This is a genomic window from Caulobacter segnis ATCC 21756 (genome assembly GCF_000092285.1).
Lineage (GTDB): Bacteria > Pseudomonadota > Alphaproteobacteria > Caulobacterales > Caulobacteraceae > Caulobacter > Caulobacter segnis.
In genome coordinates, this window is sequence record NC_014100.1 from 1760186 (window position 1) to 1777211 (window position 17026).

General features: G+C 66.0%; 18 protein-coding genes and 1 pseudogene. 15 read left to right on the forward strand and 4 right to left on the reverse strand.

Annotated elements, in window-relative coordinates; all coding sequences use genetic code 11:
• Positions 1–109 precede the first annotated feature (109 nt).
• On the reverse strand, positions 110–574 hold the full coding sequence (locus tag CSEG_RS21970; RefSeq protein ID WP_013078792.1) for a DUF2147 domain-containing protein: 465 nt from the start codon (positions 572–574) through the stop codon (positions 110–112).
• A 255-nt stretch (positions 575–829) separates the two neighbouring features.
• Between CSEG_RS21970 and CSEG_RS08300 the strand changes: the two genes are divergently transcribed.
• The 6 genes and pseudogenes from CSEG_RS08300 to hemA all read left to right on the forward strand — a co-directional run bounded on the left by CSEG_RS08300 (position 830) and on the right by hemA (position 6862).
• Positions 830–1969 carry an isobutyryl-CoA dehydrogenase gene (locus CSEG_RS08300; protein ID WP_013078793.1) on the forward strand — a complete coding sequence of 380 codons (1140 nt, stop codon included), beginning with the start codon at positions 830–832 and terminating at the stop codon, positions 1967–1969.
• A 7-nt stretch (positions 1970–1976) separates the two neighbouring features.
• A complete protein-coding gene (locus CSEG_RS08305) occupies positions 1977–2585 on the forward strand; it encodes a histidine phosphatase family protein (protein WP_013078794.1) in 609 nt (202 codons plus the stop codon).
• A gap of 16 nt (positions 2586–2601) precedes the next feature.
• A complete protein-coding gene (locus CSEG_RS08310) occupies positions 2602–3654 on the forward strand; it encodes an enoyl-CoA hydratase/isomerase family protein (RefSeq protein ID WP_013078795.1) in 1053 nt (350 codons plus the stop codon).
• 58 nt (positions 3655–3712) lie between these two features.
• Positions 3713–4516 (forward strand): class I SAM-dependent methyltransferase, encoded by an 804-nt coding sequence (locus CSEG_RS08315; protein ID WP_013078796.1) that lies wholly within the window; start codon positions 3713–3715, stop codon positions 4514–4516.
• Between the two features lie 43 nt (positions 4517–4559).
• Positions 4560–5480, forward strand: a pseudogene (mmsB, locus tag CSEG_RS08320) (3-hydroxyisobutyrate dehydrogenase); the annotation flags it as partial.
• Between the two features lie 155 nt (positions 5481–5635).
• A complete protein-coding gene (gene hemA, locus CSEG_RS08325; RefSeq protein ID WP_013078798.1) occupies positions 5636–6862 on the forward strand; it encodes a 5-aminolevulinate synthase in 1227 nt (408 codons plus the stop codon).
• Between the two features lie 100 nt (positions 6863–6962).
• Here hemA and CSEG_RS08330 read toward each other — a convergent pair whose 3' ends face one another.
• Entirely contained in the window at positions 6963–7409 is a 447-nt protein-coding gene (locus CSEG_RS08330) for a Ros/MucR family transcriptional regulator (protein WP_013078799.1), read from the reverse strand.
• Positions 7410–7573: 164 nt separating this feature from the next.
• On the opposite strand from CSEG_RS08330, the gene glyA reads away from it, so the two are divergent.
• The 7 genes from glyA to CSEG_RS08365 all read left to right on the forward strand — a co-directional run bounded on the left by glyA (position 7574) and on the right by CSEG_RS08365 (position 14437).
• The gene (gene glyA, locus CSEG_RS08335; protein ID WP_013078800.1) at positions 7574–8860 is read left to right on the forward strand and encodes a serine hydroxymethyltransferase; all 1287 of its coding nucleotides are present in this window, start codon (positions 7574–7576) and stop codon (positions 8858–8860) included.
• A 122-nt stretch (positions 8861–8982) separates the two neighbouring features.
• Positions 8983–9456 (forward strand): transcriptional regulator NrdR, encoded by a 474-nt coding sequence (gene nrdR / locus CSEG_RS08340; RefSeq protein ID WP_013078801.1) that lies wholly within the window; start codon positions 8983–8985, stop codon positions 9454–9456.
• Positions 9457–9517: 61 nt separating this feature from the next.
• Complete coding sequence (ribH, locus tag CSEG_RS08345) at positions 9518–9982, forward strand: 6,7-dimethyl-8-ribityllumazine synthase (protein ID WP_013078802.1); 465 nt, start codon at positions 9518–9520, stop codon at positions 9980–9982.
• Positions 9979–10428 carry a transcription antitermination factor NusB gene (gene nusB, locus CSEG_RS08350; RefSeq protein ID WP_013078803.1) on the forward strand — a complete coding sequence of 150 codons (450 nt, stop codon included), beginning with the start codon at positions 9979–9981 and terminating at the stop codon, positions 10426–10428. Before ribH ends, nusB begins: the two co-directional genes overlap by 4 nt.
• On the forward strand, positions 10388–11446 hold the full coding sequence (thiL, locus tag CSEG_RS08355) for a thiamine-phosphate kinase (protein WP_013078804.1): 1059 nt from the start codon (positions 10388–10390) through the stop codon (positions 11444–11446). Before nusB ends, thiL begins: the two co-directional genes overlap by 41 nt.
• A 104-nt stretch (positions 11447–11550) precedes the next feature.
• The gene (locus CSEG_RS08360) at positions 11551–12042 is read left to right on the forward strand and encodes a hypothetical protein (RefSeq protein ID WP_013078805.1); all 492 of its coding nucleotides are present in this window, start codon (positions 11551–11553) and stop codon (positions 12040–12042) included.
• Between the two features lie 256 nt (positions 12043–12298).
• Entirely contained in the window at positions 12299–14437 is a 2139-nt protein-coding gene (locus CSEG_RS08365) for a sodium-translocating pyrophosphatase (RefSeq protein ID WP_013078806.1), read from the forward strand.
• A 65-nt stretch (positions 14438–14502) separates the two neighbouring features.
• On the opposite strand, the gene CSEG_RS08370 is transcribed toward CSEG_RS08365, so the two are convergent.
• Entirely contained in the window at positions 14503–15057 is a 555-nt protein-coding gene (locus tag CSEG_RS08370; RefSeq protein ID WP_013078807.1) for a response regulator, read from the reverse strand.
• A 250-nt stretch (positions 15058–15307) separates the two neighbouring features.
• On the reverse strand, positions 15308–15793 hold the full coding sequence (locus CSEG_RS08375) for an outer membrane protein assembly factor BamE (protein ID WP_013078808.1): 486 nt from the start codon (positions 15791–15793) through the stop codon (positions 15308–15310).
• A 120-nt stretch (positions 15794–15913) separates the two neighbouring features.
• Here CSEG_RS08375 and CSEG_RS08380 point away from each other — a divergent pair, with 120 nt between their 5' ends.
• Both CSEG_RS08380 and CSEG_RS08385 read left to right on the forward strand, forming a co-directional pair.
• Complete coding sequence (locus tag CSEG_RS08380) at positions 15914–16444, forward strand: ubiquinol-cytochrome C chaperone family protein (protein WP_013078809.1); 531 nt, start codon at positions 15914–15916, stop codon at positions 16442–16444.
• Entirely contained in the window at positions 16429–16968 is a 540-nt protein-coding gene (locus tag CSEG_RS08385; protein WP_013078810.1) for a YceD family protein, read from the forward strand. Before CSEG_RS08380 ends, CSEG_RS08385 begins: the two co-directional genes overlap by 16 nt.
• Positions 16969–17026 lie beyond the last annotated feature (58 nt).

Here is a 17026-nt window from a genome sequence, read left to right on the forward strand (position 1 = left end):
TGCGGCCTGGATCGCTCGGCGTCTCTGTCGGACGCTCAAGTGATCATTGTACACTTGGAAGGTCGCGCGGCTCTTGCGCTGAATCAAGCAAAAGCGGCGGAGCGGCGTTTTAAGGGGCCGCGCGTGAGGCCAGCATCGAAGGAGCGTCGATGCGGGTCCACAGCTGCGACTTGCACAGGAAGTTGCCGATCACGCAGCCCTTGGCGCGCATGGTCTTGGGATCGACGATCTCGGCGGTGCCAACGAGCGTGACTTTCAGCGTGGGCACCCAGACCCGGCCCTTCAGCGAGCCGTTGTTCTGGGTTTCGAAGTCACGGAGAAGCTGCTTGCCGATCAAGGTGTCCGTGCCCGACTTGCGGGCGTCGGCTTCGGCCTTGGGGCTGGCCCAGACCACGACGCCGCAGGTGCTGGGGCCGCAGTCCTTGATCTCGAGATGGACGCTGTTCTTCGGGTTGCGCCAAACGCCATAGCTCCGCGAGATGTCGCCGCCGTCGGCCGCGGAGGCCGGCGCGGACATCGCCATCATACCGAGGGCCGCCGCGAAGGCGGCCGTTGCAAGTTTCACGAAGCGCATAGTCGTTGATGCAAATGTTATGGTTGAGAATGCTCAGACTCGAAGTTCGCCATTTGGGCTGAATGACGATGGTTATCAAGGGGTGTGGCGTTCTTGCCGATTCAAGTCGTGTAACGGAGGATTTCAGGCCACACCTTCCGTCATCGCGAGAAACGTTCCGGAATGGGGCGTGCGCGCGATTGACAGTCGCTGTTCGGCGCCTCAGTCAGGCGAAAATAAGAGGGCTGTTCTGCCCCGTACGGGAGGTTGTCGCGCATGGATTTCGCGCTGAATGAGGATCAAGTCGCAATCCAGGATGCGGGGCGCGCGTTCGCTGAGGGACAACTTGCCCCGCATTCGGCCGACTGGGACGAGAGGAAGCACTTTCCTGTCGACGTCCTGCGCCAGGCCGCGGAGCTGGGCTTCGCCGGCATCTACGTGAACGAGGATGTCGGCGGCAGCGGGCTCTCGCGGCTCGACGCCTCGATCATCTTCGAGGCCCTGAGCTACGGCGACGTGCCAACCGCCGCATATTTGACCATCCACAATATGGCCTCGTGGATGATCGACCGCTTCGGCTCCGAGGATCTGCGCAAGCGCTACCTGCCGCGCCTGACGAGCATGGAGCTGATCGCCAGCTACTGCCTGACCGAGCCAGGCTCGGGGTCGGACGCCGCGGCGATGCGCACGACGGCCAAGCTGGACGGCGACCACTATGTCCTGAACGGCGGCAAGGCCTTCATCTCCGGCGGCGGCGTCTCGGACGTCTATGTCGTGATGGCGCGCACGGGCGGCGAGGGCGCCAAGGGCGTGTCGGCCTTCGTGGTCGAGAAGGGGACCCCGGGTCTCAGCTTCGGGGCCAACGAGCGCAAGATGGGCTGGAACGCCCAGCCGACGGCGCAGGTGAACTTCGACAACTGCCGCGTGCCGGTCGAGAACCGCATCGGCCAGGAGGGCGAGGGGTTCCGCTTCGCCATGATGGGCCTGGATGGCGGGCGGCTGAACATCGCCTCGTGCTCGCTGGGCGGCGCCCAGTTCGCGCTCGACACGGCCAAGGCCTATCTGGAGACGCGCAATCAGTTCGGCCGGCCGCTGAAGGACTTCCAGGCGCTGCAGTTCAAGCTGGCCGACATGGCGACCGAGCTCGAGGCGGCGCGCTTGATGGTCCGCCGCGCGGCGCATGCGCTGGACAACAAGCACCCCGAAGCCACCAAGCTCTGCGCCATGGCCAAGCGCTTCGCGACCGACGCCGGCTTCCAGGTGGCCAATGACGCCTTGCAGCTGCATGGCGGCTACGGCTACCTCCAGGACTATCCGCTGGAGCGCATCGTCCGCGACCTGCGGGTGCACCAGATCCTGGAAGGGACCAACGAGATCATGCGCGTCATCATCGCCCGCGAGCTGTTCCGCCAATGAGCGTCGGATGATCTATCTCTGTCGCCATGGCCAGACCTTCCATAATCGCGAGGGTCGTCTGCAAGGTCGGCTCGAATCCGACCTGACGCCCCTGGGCCAGGCGCAGGCGAGGGCGATGGCGGCTTTGCTGGACGATCTTGTGCCTCCCGCCGAGCGCGCGCCTTGGCGGCTGGTCGCCAGCCCGCTGCGTCGGGCGCGTCATACCGCCGAGGCGATCGCCGGGCGTCTGGGCCTGACTGTCGAACTGGACGAGCGACTGGTCGAGATCGATGTCGGCGAATGGTCCGGGCGACTTCGTGAAGAGGTGAGGGGGGCGAACCCGCATCTGCTGGGCGACGACGCCTGGGGCTTTCACGCGCCCGGCGGCGAGACCTACGAGGCGATGACGGCGCGTCTTGGCGCCTGGCTCTCCGAACAGGCGGCCGAGCCGGAGCGCCGCCTGATCGTCGTCAGCCACGGCGTCGCCGGCCGCCTTCTGCGCGGCGCCTACGCGGGGCTCTCCAAGGAAGAGACGCTGAGCCAGGACATTCCCCAGGACGCCGTCTTCCGCCTCGTCGACGGCCGCATCGCGCGGATCGATTGCGCGCCGGTCGCCGAACCGGCCGAACACGCCTGAACCTTCAAGGCCATCCATGACCGAAGACCCCGAAGTCCTGATACGCGTCGAGAAGAACGTCGGCCGCATCACGCTTAACCGCCCCAAGGCCTTGCACGCCCTGACGCTGGGCATGTGCGAGACGATGATCGGCGCGCTGCTGGACTGGCAGGAAGATCCCGAGATCTACATGGTCCTGATCGACCATGCGGGCGAGCGCGGCTTCTGCGCCGGCGGCGACATCCGGATGCTGGCCGAAAGCGGCGCGAAGGACGGCGTCGAGGCCCGGAAGTTCTTCCACACCGAGTACCAGCTGAACCACCTGCTGTTCACCTACGACACCCCCGTGGTGGCGGTGATGGACGGCGTGGTGATGGGCGGCGGGGTCGGAATCTCGATGCCCGCCCACGTGCGGATCGCCACCGAGCGCACGACCTTCGCCATGCCCGAGACCGGCATCGGCCTGTTCCCGGACGTCGGCGGCGGCTGGTACCTGCCGCGCCTGCCGGGCAAGGCGGGGCTGTGGCTGGCCCTGACCGGCGCGCGGATCAAGGGCGCGGACTGCATGCGGCTTGGCGTCGCCACCCACTTCGTGGAGTTCGGCGCCGTCGAGGGGCTCAAGAAGGCCATCGTCGCCGATCCGCGCCGCATCGACGAGATCTTGCGCAAGTACCGCGCCGACGCCGGCAAGGCCTCGCTGCTGGGCTTTGAGCAGGATCTGAACCGCCTGTTCGTCGGCGACAGCGTCGAGGAGATCGTCGAGTTCCTGACCCTCGACTCCAGCGACTGGGGCAGGGCCCAGCTCGAAGTCATGAAGACCAAGTCGCCTCAGACCATGAAGGTCGCCTTCGAGCAGTTGAAGCGTGGCGCGGCCATGACCGACTTCGCCGACAACATGGCGATGGAGTACCGGATCGGTTCGCGCGTGGTCCGCAAGCACGATTTCATCGAAGGCGTGCGGGCGGTGATCGTCGACAAGGACAACGCTCCGCGTTGGGATCCGGCCCGCTTGGAAGATGTCTCGGCCGCCATGCTGGACGAGATTTTCGCGCCGTTGCCAGCGGACGAAGAATGGACGCCGCTGACGTGAGCGGTCGGGTGCGCTAACGTATCCCGCAACAATAAAGTGTCGGTTTGGAAGGATCGCCATGCGTAAGCCGCTTCTCAGTCTCGTCGCCGTGCTCGGCCTCGCCGCCTGCGCCACCGAGCCGATGCTGGGACCGCCTCCGCCCCCGCCTTCCGGGTCGGCCTCCATCTCCATACCCGCGAACATCGCCGCCGCGCTCAGCGATCCGTCGCGCCCCGCCGCCGACATGGTGCGCGACCAGGCCCGTCATCCGGGCGAGGTGCTGGCCTTCGCCGGGGTCAAGCCGGGCGCCAAGGTGGCCGACCTGATTCCAGGCGGTGGCTACTTCACGCGAATCTTCTCGAAGGCGGTGGGGCCCAAGGGCAAGGTCTACGCCTATGTGCCGGACGAACTGACCAAGCTGGCCAACCGCGAGCCGACGGTGAACGCCATCGCCCGCGACCCCGCCTATTCGAACGTCACCGTGATCCTGAACAAGCTGCCGAACTTCTCGACTCCCGAGAAGCTGGATCTGGTGTTCACGGCCCAGAACTATCACGACATGCACGACAAGTTCATGGGCCCCGCCGACCTGTCGGTCGTAAACCGCCAGATCTTCAAGGCCCTGAAGCCCGGCGGCGTCTATCTGGTCATCGACCATTCGGCCGAGCCCGGGTCGGGCCTGCGCAACACCGAGGACCTGCACCGGATCGACTCGGCGGTGGTGAAGTCCGAGGTCACGGCGGCGGGCTTCATCTTCGAAGGCGAAAGCAAGGTGCTGCGCGCTCCGGCCGACCCGCGGAAGGCCAACGTCTACGACCCGTCGATCCGCGGCAAGACCGACCAGTTCGTCTACAAGTTCCGCAAGCCCGCCTCGGCGCGCTGACGGACAAAAGCACGATCATAAGAACCGCGCCCAAAGAGGCGCGGTTCGCTTTCGCAGGGAGCAGCGGATGACCCGCGTCGCGTTCATCGGGCTGGGGAACATGGGGGGCGGCATGGCCGCCAATCAGGCGGGGGCGGGCCATCAGGTCCGGGCCTTCGACCTCGCAGCCGACGCCTTGGCGCGCGCCGTGTCCGCCGGGTGCCAGGCCGCCGCGTCCGTCGCCGAAGCGGTCGCCGACGCCGAGGTGGTGATCACCATGCTGCCGGCCGGTCCCCACGTGCGCTCGGTCTATGGCGAGCAGGTGCTCAAGAACGCGCCGAAATCCGCTCTGCTCATCGACTGCTCCACAATCGACGTCGAGACCGCCCGCGACGTCGGGCGTCAGGCGGAGGAGGCGGGCTTCCGCTTCGCCGACGCGCCGGTGTCGGGCGGGGTGATGGCGGCCCAGGCCGGGACCCTGGCCTTCATGGTGGGCTGTGGCGCGGCCGACTTCGCGGCCGTCGAGACTGCGCTGGAGCCGATGTCGCGCGCCACGATCCGGGCCGGCGAGCATGGGGCGGGGCAGGCGGCGAAGATCTGCAACAACATGTTGCTGGGAATCTCGATGCTCGGCGTCTGCGAAGCCTTCGCCCTCGCCGAAAGGCTGGGTCTGGCGGCCGAGAGCTTCTTCGAGATCGCCAACAAGTCCTCGGGGCAGTGCTGGTCGCTCAGCACCTACTGCCCCGTGCCCGGCGTCGGGCCACAGACTCCTGCCGACCGGGATTATGAAGGCGGGTTCGCCACCGGCATGATGCTCAAGGATCTGAAGCTGGCCCAGGCGGCCGCCGCCCAGACCGGGGCGGCTACGCCGATGGGCGCCCAGGCCGAGGCCCTCTACGCCCTTTTCGCCGCCAACGGATTCGCGGCCAAGGACTTCTCGGCGGTGATCCAGCTTTTGCGCGGCAAGCTTGCGGAGCTGACCTGACTATCGCGGCGATTTGTCTGGGGGGATGGTCAAAACGCCCAGTTCCATTTGCTAGGTAAACGCCCTTAGATAGACACAAGAGACGCTTGGTGCGAAAAGCCGAGCCTGAATTAAGGGGACCGCCGGGCCCATCGGCCGCCGGTTTAGAGATCGCAATGGACTACAAAGCCGCGTTCCGCAGCGCCGTCGATCAGATCCGCGACGAAGGTCGTTACCGCGTTTTCGCCGACCTGAAGCGTCAGCGCGGCGCTTTCCCTCGGGCCAGCTGGACCCGCCAGGACGGCTCGGAACGCGAAGTCGTGGTCTGGTGCAGCAACGACTATCTCGGCCAGGGCCAGAACCCCGTCGTTCTGGACGCCATGAAGGCGGCGGTCGACGCGCATGGCTCGGGCTCGGGCGGCACGCGCAACATCTCCGGCACGAACCACGACCATGTCCTGCTGGAGCAGGAACTGGCCGATCTGCACGGCAAGGACGCCGCGCTGTTGTTCACCTCGGGCTATGTCTCGAACGAAGCGACTCTGTCGGTCGTCCAGAAGATCCTGCCGGGCCTGATCATCTTCTCGGACGAGTTGAACCACGCCTCGATGATCGCCGGCATCCGCAACGGCGGCGGCCCGCGCAAGATCTTCAAGCATAATGACTTGGCGCATCTCGAGGAGCTGCTGGCCGCGGCGCCGGCGGACGCGCCCAAGCTGATCGCCTTCGAAAGCGTCTATTCGATGGACGGCGACATCGCCGACATCGCCGGCACCATCGCGCTGGCCAAGAAGTACGGCGCCATGACCTATCTGGACGAAGTCCACGCGGTCGGCATGTACGGTCCGCGCGGCGGCGGCGTCGCCGAGCGCGAAGGCCTGATGGGCGACATCGACATCATCGAAGGCACGCTGGGCAAGGCGTTCGGCGTGATGGGCGGCTATATCACCGGCGACACCGAAGTGATCGACGCCATCCGCCTGATGGCGGCCGGCTTCATCTTCACCACCTCGCTGCCCCCAGCCCTGGTGGCCGGCTCGTTGGCCAGCGTCCGTTGGCTGAAGGCCCACCCGGAAGTGCGCGAGATCCATCAGGAGCGCGCGGCGACCCTGAAGGCCATGTTCAAGGCCGCCGGCCTGCCGGTGATGGAGAACGACAGCCACATCGTCCCGGTGCTGGTTGGCGATCCCGTCCACTGCAAGATGATCAGCGACATGCTGCTGGCCGATCACGGCGTCTATGTGCAGCCGATCAACTATCCGACCGTTCCGCGCGGCACCGAGCGCCTGCGCTTCACGCCCACGCCGTTCCACAGCGACGAGATGATGCGCAAGCTGGTCTCCGCCATGGAAGCCCTGTGGGCCCACTGCAACGTCGCCCGGATGGGCGGCTACGCGGCCTAGGGAAAACGCCTCCTTCAGCTTCTTTTCAACGCGTCCTCGCACACATGAAAAACGCCGCCGGAGTCCGGCGGCGTTCGCATGCCTGAAGCGCCGAGGGCGACTAGCTACCGCGCCGCACGCCCTTGCCCAGACCGATCTTCTTGGCGAAGTCCGAGCGCCGCGCGGCGTAGGCCGGCGCCACCATCGGATAGTCGGGCGGCAAGCCCCACTTGCGACGGTATTCTTCCGGGCTCATGTCGTAGTGCGAGCGAAGATAGCGCTTGAGCATCTTCAGCTTCTTCCCGTCCTCCAGGCAGACGATGTAGTCGTGCTGAACCGAGCGGCCCACGGGTACGGCCGGCTTGGCCTTTTCGGCGGGCCGAGGAGGCTCGCCACCGTTGTTCAAGGTGCTGAGCGCCTCGTGCACCGTGCGGATCAGCTCCGGGATGGCCGCCTGGGATACGGTGTTCTGACCTACGTACGCCGCTACGATCTCGGCGCTAAGCCCCAGGATGTCGAGGCTGTTGCTGCTTGCCGTGTCCGAAGTGCCGCCGCCCTGAGACGCCATGAGATATCCCACTCTCGTTGCTGCCGTTGTTATCTCGCGAGGCGACAGAGCCGCCCTGAGCGACTGCAACGCACAGCTTCACATGTGGTTCCAACATTGATTGCCGCGCCCATCTCGTTAAAGAGGGCGCCTCTGCCGACTCCCCGCAGCGCCAGGAGAGCGTGATGACTGAAGCCAACCTCAGCGCCTTTTTCGGCGCGGACCTCGCTACCGCCGACCGTGACATCTTCGATCGTATCGGTCGCGAACTGGATCGGCAGCAGAACCAGATCGAGCTGATCGCCTCCGAGAACATCGTCTCGAAGGCCGTGCTGGAAGCTCAGGGCTCGATCCTGACCAACAAGTACGCCGAGGGCTATCCCGGAAAGCGCTATTACGGCGGCTGCGAATATGTCGACGAGATCGAGACCATCGCCATCGAGCGCGCCAAGGCGCTGTTCGGCGCGGGCTTCGCCAACGTCCAGCCGCACTCGGGCTCGCAGGCCAACCAGGCCGTGTTCATGGCGCTGCTGCAGCCGGGCGACACCTTCCTGGGCATGGACCTCGCCGCCGGCGGCCACCTGACCCACGGCTCGCCCGCAAACCAGTCGGGTAAGTGGTTCAAGCCGGTTTCCTATTCCGTGCGCCAGCAGGACCAGCTGATCGACTATGACGGCGTGGCCGAGATCGCCGAGCGCGAAAAGCCGAAGCTGATCATCGCCGGCGGCAGCGCCTATAGCCGCGAGATCGACTTCGCCAAGTTCCGCCAGATCGCCGATTCGATCGGCGCCTATCTGATGGTCGACATGGCCCACTATGCGGGCCTGATCGCCGGCGGCGCCTATCCGAACCCGATCCCGCACGCGCACGTGGTGACCACCACCACGCACAAGACCCTGCGGGGGCCGCGTGGCGGCATGGTGCTGACCAACGACGAAGCCATCATCAAGAAGGTCAACTCGGCCGTCTTCCCGGGCCTGCAAGGCGGTCCGCTGGAGCATGTGATCGCCGCCAAGGCGGTCGCGTTCGGCGAAGCGCTGCAGCCGTCGTTCAAGGCCTACGCCCACCAGGTCATCGCCAATGCGCGGGCGCTGTCGGAAGCGCTGCTGAAGTCGGGCGTCAACATCGTTTCGGGCGGCACCGACAGCCACCTGATGCTGGTCGACCTGCGTCCGAAGGGCGTGACCGGCCGCGACGCCGAGCACAGCCTCGAGCGCGCCCACATGACCTGCAACAAGAACGGCGTGCCGTTCGACACCGCGCCGTTCACCGTCACCTCGGGCATCCGCCTGGGCACGCCGGCCGGCACCACGCGTGGCTTCAAGGAAGCTGAGTTCACCCGCGTCGGCGAGCTGATCGGCGAAGTGGTCAACGGTCTCGCCGCCAACGGTCCTGACGGCAACGCCGCGGTCGAGGCCAAGGTGCGCGAGGAAGTGCTGGCCTTGACGGGCCGGTTCCCGATCTACAACTAATGGCGCCTGAGCCTCTCTTGTGTACAAGAGAGGCTCAGCCTCTTAGATTTACAGCGCGCTAAACGGCGAAACCGCTCACACTTTCGCCTAACGCGCTGCGGCTTCGCGGGAGGGGCCACATCATGCGCTGCCCCTTCTGCGGACACGCCGAAAGTCAGGTGAAGGACAGCCGTCCGTCGGAAGACGGCGCGGCGATCCGTCGTCGCCGAATGTGCCCCGAGTGCGGCGGCCGTTTCACGACCTTCGAGCGCGTCCAGCTGCGCGAGCTGATCATTCTGAAGCGATCGGGCCGGCGTTCGCCGTTCGATCGCGACAAACTTGTGCGCTCGATCACCCTGGCGATGCAGAAGCGCCCCGTGGACCCGGAACGGGTGGAGCGGATGATCAACGGAATCGTCCGCCAGCTCGAAAGCATGGGCGAGACCGAGCTTCCGTCCTCGACGGTCGGCGAAATGGTCATGAAGGCGTTGAAATCCCTCGATGACGTGGCCTATGTCCGCTACGCCTCGGTCTACCGCGATTTCAAGGAAACCGGCGACTTCGCCAAGTTCCTCACCGAAGAGGGGCTGAGCGACAGCGTCGAGGAAGAGCTATAGTCCGTTAAGCCTAATGTGTGTTTCTGGTCGCGCGCGACGCGGCCGTGGAGAGTCGAGCTAGATGGTTGAAGACAACATCCGCCTGTTGATCGTGGAGGGCCGAAGCCATTCGGGCGTCTCCGACGAGCTGCTGCGCGGGGCCGCCCAGGCGATCGAAGCCTATGGGGCGGAGTATGACGTGATCACGGTCTCCAGCGCGCTTCAGATCCCGACGGCCATCGCCCTGGCGGAAGACGCCGGTCAAGGCCCGGTGGGCCGGCGTTATGACGGCTATGTCGCCCTCGGCTGCGTGATCCGCGGCGAGACCTACCATTTCGAGCTCGTCTCCAACGAGACCGCCCGGGGTCTTCAGGATCTGGGCATCGGTCGCCGCCTGCCGATCGGCTTCGGCGTGCTGGCCGTCGACGACGAGCAGCAGGCCTGGGCGCGCGCCCGGGTCAGCGAAGGCGACCGCGGCGGCGCGGCCGCCAAGGCCTGTCTCGAGACGATCGCGCTGAAACGTCAGCTTTTGGGGCGCGGCAGATGAGCGCACCCCGCACCCAACCGCGCTCCGTCGCGCGCCTGGCGGCCATCCAGGCTCTTTACCAAATGGAAGTTTCGGGGGCCGGCGTCGACTCGGTCATCCGCGAGTTTTCCGAGCACCGCTTCGATCGCGACGTCGAGGGCGAACGCCTGGCGGCGGCCGACGAGACCTTCTTCGCCGAGCTGGCTAAGGGGGTTGTGGCCCATCAGGCCAAGGTGGATCAGGGAATCGTCAAGCGTCTGGCTTCTGGCTGGCGGCTCGAACGCCTGGACGCCACCGCGCGCGCGGTCCTGCGCGCGGGCGCCTACGAATTGATGTATCGGCCCGACGTTCCGACCGAAGTCGTCATCAATGAGTATGTCGAGATAGCGAAATCCTTTTTTGAGGGTCCTGAGGCAGGCTTCATCAATGGCGCCCTCGACGCGATCGCTCGTGATGCAAGAGACTGACGAAGAAGACTGGTTCGCTGAAGACGAGGCGCCATCCACAGCGGTGGCGCCCGCGACCGAGTTCGACCATATCGAACGTCTGCTGCGGCCGCTGACGCGCGGCGACCCCGCTGCGCTCGATCTGCTGGACGACGCCGCCGTGCTGCCCTCGCGTCCGGGCTATGACCTGGTGGTCACCAAGGACGCCATGGTCGGCGGGGTGCACTTCCTGGTCGACGAGGCGCTGGACGTGGTCGCGCGCAAGCTGCTGCGCACCAATCTCTCCGATCTCGCGGCCAAGGGCGCAGAGCCCTACGGCTATTTCCTGTCCGTCGGCTGGCCGTCGGGTTCCGACGTCACCTCGCGCGAGACCTTCGCCCGCGGCTTGGCGGAAGACGGCGCGCTCTTCGACATCTCTCTGCTGGGCGGCGACACGGTCACGACGTCGGGCCCGCTCGTGCTGTCGGCGACCCTGCTGGGCTGGGTTCCCCAGGGCGAGGCGATCCTGCGTCGGGGCGCCAAGCCTGGCGACAAGCTCATGGTGTCCGGCACGATCGGCGACGGCTGGCTAGGCCTGCTGGCCCAATGGGGCGAGGTGGCCGATCCAGATGGCGGGCTTCTTCGCCGTTATCGCCAGCCCGAGCCGCGCATTGGCCTTCGCGAGTCCATGCGCCAGCACGCCAAGGCCGCCGCCGACGTCTCCGACGGCCTGCTGGCCGACAGCAGCCACATCGCCAAGGCCAGCGGCTGCCGCGTGCGGGTCGACCTGGAGCGCCTGCCGCTGTCGCCGGGCGGGCAAGCCTGGCTGGATCTTCAACCCGAGCAGGTCGAGGGGCGGATCTCCCTGGCGTCCGGCGGCGACGACTACGAGATCGTCTGCGCCGTCGACCCCAACGAGGCCTGGAACTTCCGCATCGCCGCCGCCGCGGCGGGCGTCAAGGTCAGCGAGATCGGCGAGTTCGTCGAAGGCGAGGGCGTTTCGGCCTACTACAAAGGCCGTGACGTGACGCCGTCGCGCCTGGGCTGGCTGCACGGATAGAGCGCGGCGCCCGAGCGGTGAATGGCTTCGGCGCCCGCCGCTTTCCAAATGGGCGAGCTCCAGCTGGTAGGGGAATATCAAGCCCCGCTTGGTAGAAGCCGAGCATGAGCCCGACCCTTTCGCGCCGATTGATCCTGAGCCTCGCCGCCAGCGCGATGATGGCCGGTCCCGCCTTCGCCAGCTCCGAGAAGAAGAAGGAAGGGGAGGGCCAGGCGCTCGATCCCACCTACAAGCTCGGCTCGATGACGATCCCGATCATCGCCAACGGCCGGATCGTGAACTACGTCTTCGTGGCCCTGACGCTGAAGCTGACATCCGGCACCGAGGTCGAGAGCTTCAAGGCTCAGGAGCCCGCGCTGCGCGACGCCATCATGCGGGCGGCTTACCGGACTCCCTTTGTTCGGCCGGACACTTGGCAGGAAGTCGACGGACCGCGCCTTCAGGCCTTCGTGCTCGGCCAGTGCGCGACCCTTTTCGGCAAGGGCAAGGTGGCCGCCGTCGAGATCGCCAAGCAGGTTCCGCGCAAGCACGTGATGCCGCCGAACGCGGCGACCCTGCGCGCGCTCCAGCAGAAGCCGGACACGCCGAGCCCCTGACCACGCCCACAGACGCTCGATCGGCGCGGAATCGCTTGCGCCGACGCGGGTTGCGCGCCTCCCGGGCATCTGACAGTGTCCTTCGGATGACGCCGTTCGGCCGTCATTTCAGGGAGAACGAGGGGGCACGAGGCCACAAAGGCCCGCCTGTCGACCTCGACGGCGATTGAGTTGGCTTGTTTGAGTTGGCTCAAGGTCGCCGCCGACGGATCGGCGTCCCCTCGTTGCAAAGAAGCGCGAAGGGGCGAAGAACCTAATGAGTCTTTGGCTTTATCTGGCCATCGGGGCCGGGCTTCTGGCGGTGCTGTACGGCGCCGTGCAGACGGCCAGTCTGATGCGGGCCTCGGCCGGCAACGCACGCATGCAGGAGATCGCCGCGGCGATCCAGGAAGGGGCCCAGGCCTATCTGCGGCGGCAATACCTCACCATTGCAATCGTCGGCGCGGTCATCCTCGTCGCCGTCTATCTGCTGATCGGCCTGTGGGCCGCCCTCGGCTTCCTGGTCGGCTCGGTGCTGTCGGGCGCGGCGGGTTTCGCCGGCATGCTGATCTCGGTTCGAGCCAATGTCCGCACCGCCCAGGCCGCCTCCGAAGGGCTCGCCAAGGGTCTGTCGCTGGCGTTCACCTCGGGCGCGATCACCGGCATGCTGGTGGCGGGTTTCGCGCTGCTGGGCGTGGCGGGCTACTACTGGGTGCTGACCGAGGTCCTCGGCCTCGAGCCCACCGGCCGCAGCGTCGTTGACGCCCTGGTGGCCCTGGGCTTCGGCGCCTCGCTGATCTCCATCTTCGCGCGTCTCGGCGGCGGCATCTTCACCAAGGGCGCCGACGTGGGCGGCGATCTGGTGGGCAAGGTCGAGGCCGGCATCCCCGAGGATGACCCCCGCAACGCCGCGACCATCGCCGACAACGTCGGCGACAATGTCGGCGACTGCGCCGGCATGGCCGCCGACCTGTTCGAGACCTACGCCGTGACCACGGTCGCGACCATGGTCCTGGCGGCGATCTTCTTCCGCGGCCACGAGGCGGTCGGCGCGATGATGCTGCTGCCGCTGGCCATCTGCGCGGTCTGCATCGTCACCTCGATCATCGGCGCGTTCTTCGTCCGTCTGGGCAAGAGCCAGAACATCATGGGCGCGCTCTACAAGGGCCTGATCGTGACCGGGGTCCTGTCGATCCCGGCGGTCTGGTACGTGCTGCACCAACTGGTCCCGGCTCCGGTCGTCACGGAAGCCCGCACCTACACGGCCGACGGCCTGTTCTATTGCGGTCTGGTCGGCCTGGCCGTCACGGCCGCGATCGTGATGATCACCGAGTACTACACCGGCACCAACTTCCGTCCGGTGAAGTCGGTGGCGCAGGCCTCGGTCTCGGGCCATGGCACGAACGTGATCCAGGGCCTGGCCATGTCGCTGGAGGCCACGGCCCTGCCGGCTCTGACCATCATCGTCGGCATCGTGGTCACCTATAACCTGGCCGGTCTGTTCGGCATCGCGATCGCCACCACGACCATGCTGTCGCTGGCCGGCTTCATCGTCGCGCTGGACGCCTTCGGCCCGGTCACCGACAACGCCGGCGGCATCGCCGAGATGGCGGGTCTGCCGCCGGAAGTCCGCGTCACCACCGACGCCCTGGACGCCGTGGGCAACACCACCAAGGCCGTAACCAAAGGCTACGCCATCGGTTCGGCCGGCCTGGGCGCCCTGGTGTTGTTCGCCGCCTATACCGAAGACCTGAAGTTCTTCTCGGCCAATGCGACGCCGGGCAGCTTCTTCGACGGCATGGGTCCGGTGACCTTCGACCTCTCGAACCCCTACGTCGTGGTCGGCCTGCTGTTCGGCGGCCTGCTGCCGTTCCTGTTCGGCGGCATGTCCATGACCGCCGTCGGCCGCGCGGCCGAGTCGGTCGTCGCCGAGGTGCGTCGTCAGTTCCGCGAGAACCCCGGCATCATGACGGGCGAGGTGAAGCCGGAATACGGCCGCGCCGTCGACATCCTGACCAAGGCGGCCATTCGCGAGATGATCGTGCCCAGCCTGCTGCCGGTCGTCTCGCCGGTGGTGCTGTTCTTCGTGATCAAGGCCATCGCCGGCAAGGTCGACGCGTTTGCCGCTCTCGGCGCCATGCTGATGGGCGTCATCGTCACCGGTCTCTTCGTCGCCATCTCGATGACCAGCGGCGGCGGCGCCTGGGACAACGCCAAGAAGGTGATCGAGGAAGGTTTCACCGACAAGAACGGCGTCCTGCACAAGAAGGGCGGCGAGACCCACAAGGCCGCCGTCACGGGCGACACCGTCGGCGATCCCTACAAGGATACCTCGGGTCCCGCCGTGAACCCGATGATCAAGATCACCAACATCGTGGCTCTGCTGCTGCTGGCGGTCCTGGCCCACGGCGGCTGATCATACGGCAAGCCTGAAACTGGAACGCCCCGGAGGAGACTCCGGGGCGTTTGTCTTTGGAGGCTTCAGTAGACGTCTTCCGGATCCATCTCGACCGGCGCGTCCTGGACCCGTGGAATCACGTCGATGGGCACATCGCCGCGTCGCTCGACGCCGACGAAGTCGTGGTCGATGCGGCGTCGACGGCAGGGACCGAAATATTCCCGGGCCTGCACGAAGGGGCGGGGATTGTTGATGATCTCGTTGATCCGATGCATCACCGTCCGCGCCGTCAGCGGCTTGACGAGGAATTCGGTGACGCCGGCCATGCGCGCGTCGTTCAAGGTCCGTTGCGTGGCGTGGCCGGTCATCATGATGATCGGCGCATAGCGATTGGGGCTGGCCGTCGAGGTGCGGACCCATTTGACGAACGCCAGGCCGTCCACAGGCTGCATCACCAGGTCGGTGAAGATGATGTCGATCTCCTTGGACTGGAAGATCCGCAGTGCGCCCAGACCGTCGTCGGCCTCGTAGATCTTACGCACGCCGGCCGATTTCAGGATCGTCGTGATCACCCGACGCATGTTGGCGTTGTCGTCGATCAGCAGGATGGACAGCGCACGAAGGTCCGTTGTCTCCACAGCGCGCCTCCTTCCGCTTCCGTGAATTCGTTGTCGAGCAACTGGCTGCGACAGAATTCGAGGATTGTCCGAACTGGGTTTATGGAGAGTTTATAGTGCGACAATCTGTCTCAAAAAGTACGGTCAATTTCACATTCATAGTAAATCGCCGTGCTGCGTTGCGTGTTCGGTTTGAATACTTGTTGGACCAAAAAGAAAGCCGCCCGCCTTGCGGCGAGCGGCTTTCGTAAACCTTGAAAGGCTTGCTGGCTTAACGGCGATCGCCGGGGCGTTGGCCGGGGGCCTCGTCATCCTGAGGCAGCATGCCGCCACGGCCGACGTTGCCGAGCAGCTGCTCGAGGATGGTCATCTCGCGGCCGCGGGTCGGGGTCTCACGGCCATTGTAGGCGATGACCTTGCCGTCCTTCAGCGTGTAGGTGCTCACCGAGGCGACCTTCTCGTCGGCCGGGTTGAACTTGATCGCCACGACGTCGCGCTTGATGACGCGCGGATAGTAGAAAGCGACGCGGTCGGTGGTCTGCGAGATGTAGTACCAGGTGTTGTTGTCGAAGGTCGAAACCGCCGACGGCGAACCCAGCTTCTCCATCAAGGTGGACTTGCTGTCCTCGCCAACCTTCATGTCGGCGGGCTTGGCCTCGATGGCCTGGAACCCGGAATAGCTCGTCAGCGGCGTGCAGGCCGAAGTGGCGAGGGCCAGGGCCAGAACAGCGGCGGCGAAAACGGCGGGGCGAGACATCAAGGCTCCGAACCGGAAAAATGCAGACTTTGACCTATCGCCCGCGGGAGCTTAGTTCAATGCCCGCGTGAAAGCGGACCCCGCCTCTAGCGGGATGTCGCGGCGAAATCGAGGCGTTTCATGTTTCTGGATCGATGGCTGAAGCCCAGGCCCGCCAAGGCGGCGGGAGCCAAGCTCTATGCTTCGGCCGTGGCGCAGGCGCGTTCCGCCGCTTTCTACCGCGATTTCGGCGTCCGCGACTCGATGGAAGGCCGGTTCGAGCTGTTCAGCCTGCATGTGATCTTCCTGATCGAGCGCCTGAAAGGACAGGGCGACGCGGCGGCGGAGACCTCCCAGGCGGTGTTCGATTCTTATGTGAAGGGTCTCGACGACGCCTTCCGCGAGATCGGCGTGGCCGACACCGCGGTCGGCAAGAAGATGAAGAAGCTGGCCGGCGCCTTCTACGGCCGCCTGAAGGCTTATGACGAGGCCGTCGCCAGCCTGCCGGAGGATGCGGCGACGCGCGACTTCCTGGCCCGCACCGCGTTCGAGGAAAGAGGCGAGGGCGACGTCGCCGCCTTGACTTCCTATTTGATCAAGACGCGCGCGGCGCTGGCGGACCTGCCGCTGGACGCCCTGCTGCAAGGAGATGTGACTTGGCCGACCCTGTGACCGCGCCCTGGCCTTGCGAGATTCCGCTGTCCCAGGTGGATCGTGGCGCCGTGAAACTGCGCCTGGAGCCGAGCGAAGAGCAACGCAGCGCGATCGCCAAGCAGCTGGGAATCGTCAGCCTGGAAGCGCTTTCGGCCGAGGTGTTTCTGACGTCGTGGCTGGATGGCGCTGAGGTTTCCGGCGTCCTGCGCGCGCGCGTGGTCCAGACCTGCAGCGCCACCGCCGATGATTTCGAGACCCCGATCGACGCCCGCTTCAATCTCCGCGTCTTGCCGGCCAACAGCGAGAACGCGCCGCAGGAAGAGTTCGGCGATCTGGGCGCCGATCCCGACGGCGACGATCCGCCCGACGTGCTGGAAGGCCAGACCGTGGACGTGTCCGGCTATGTGATCGAGCATCTGGCGCTGGAACTGGATCCGTTCCCCCGCAAACCGGGCGCGGTGTTCGTCCAGCCGCCCGAGCCGGTGGAATTATCGCCTTTCGCGGCGCTGAAGGGGCTGAATTTGAAGGACGATCAGGGCTAAACGCCCCGACTCGACCGCTTGCGTGATATTCACGCGGATGTATCGTCCGCCGCCTTGA

Coding starts and splice junctions, on each gene's coding strand:
- CSEG_RS21970 (WP_013078792.1), bottom strand. CDS start 574: ATGCGCTTCGTGAAACTTGCAACGGCCGCCTTCGCGGCGGCCCTCGGT.
- CSEG_RS08300 (WP_013078793.1), top strand. CDS start 830: ATGGATTTCGCGCTGAATGAGGATCAAGTCGCAATCCAGGATGCGGGG.
- CSEG_RS08305 (WP_013078794.1), top strand. CDS start 1,977: ATGATCTATCTCTGTCGCCATGGCCAGACCTTCCATAATCGCGAGGGT.
- CSEG_RS08310 (WP_013078795.1), top strand. CDS start 2,602: ATGACCGAAGACCCCGAAGTCCTGATACGCGTCGAGAAGAACGTCGGC.
- CSEG_RS08315 (WP_013078796.1), top strand. CDS start 3,713: ATGCGTAAGCCGCTTCTCAGTCTCGTCGCCGTGCTCGGCCTCGCCGCC.
- hemA (WP_013078798.1), top strand. CDS start 5,636: ATGGACTACAAAGCCGCGTTCCGCAGCGCCGTCGATCAGATCCGCGAC.
- CSEG_RS08330 (WP_013078799.1), bottom strand. CDS start 7,409: ATGGCGTCTCAGGGCGGCGGCACTTCGGACACGGCAAGCAGCAACAGC.
- glyA (WP_013078800.1), top strand. CDS start 7,574: ATGACTGAAGCCAACCTCAGCGCCTTTTTCGGCGCGGACCTCGCTACC.
- nrdR (WP_013078801.1), top strand. CDS start 8,983: ATGCGCTGCCCCTTCTGCGGACACGCCGAAAGTCAGGTGAAGGACAGC.
- ribH (WP_013078802.1), top strand. CDS start 9,518: ATGGTTGAAGACAACATCCGCCTGTTGATCGTGGAGGGCCGAAGCCAT.
- nusB (WP_013078803.1), top strand. CDS start 9,979: ATGAGCGCACCCCGCACCCAACCGCGCTCCGTCGCGCGCCTGGCGGCC.
- thiL (WP_013078804.1), top strand. CDS start 10,388: ATGGCGCCCTCGACGCGATCGCTCGTGATGCAAGAGACTGACGAAGAA.
- CSEG_RS08360 (WP_013078805.1), top strand. CDS start 11,551: ATGAGCCCGACCCTTTCGCGCCGATTGATCCTGAGCCTCGCCGCCAGC.
- CSEG_RS08365 (WP_013078806.1), top strand. CDS start 12,299: ATGAGTCTTTGGCTTTATCTGGCCATCGGGGCCGGGCTTCTGGCGGTG.
- CSEG_RS08375 (WP_013078808.1), bottom strand. CDS start 15,793: ATGTCTCGCCCCGCCGTTTTCGCCGCCGCTGTTCTGGCCCTGGCCCTC.
- CSEG_RS08380 (WP_013078809.1), top strand. CDS start 15,914: ATGTTTCTGGATCGATGGCTGAAGCCCAGGCCCGCCAAGGCGGCGGGA.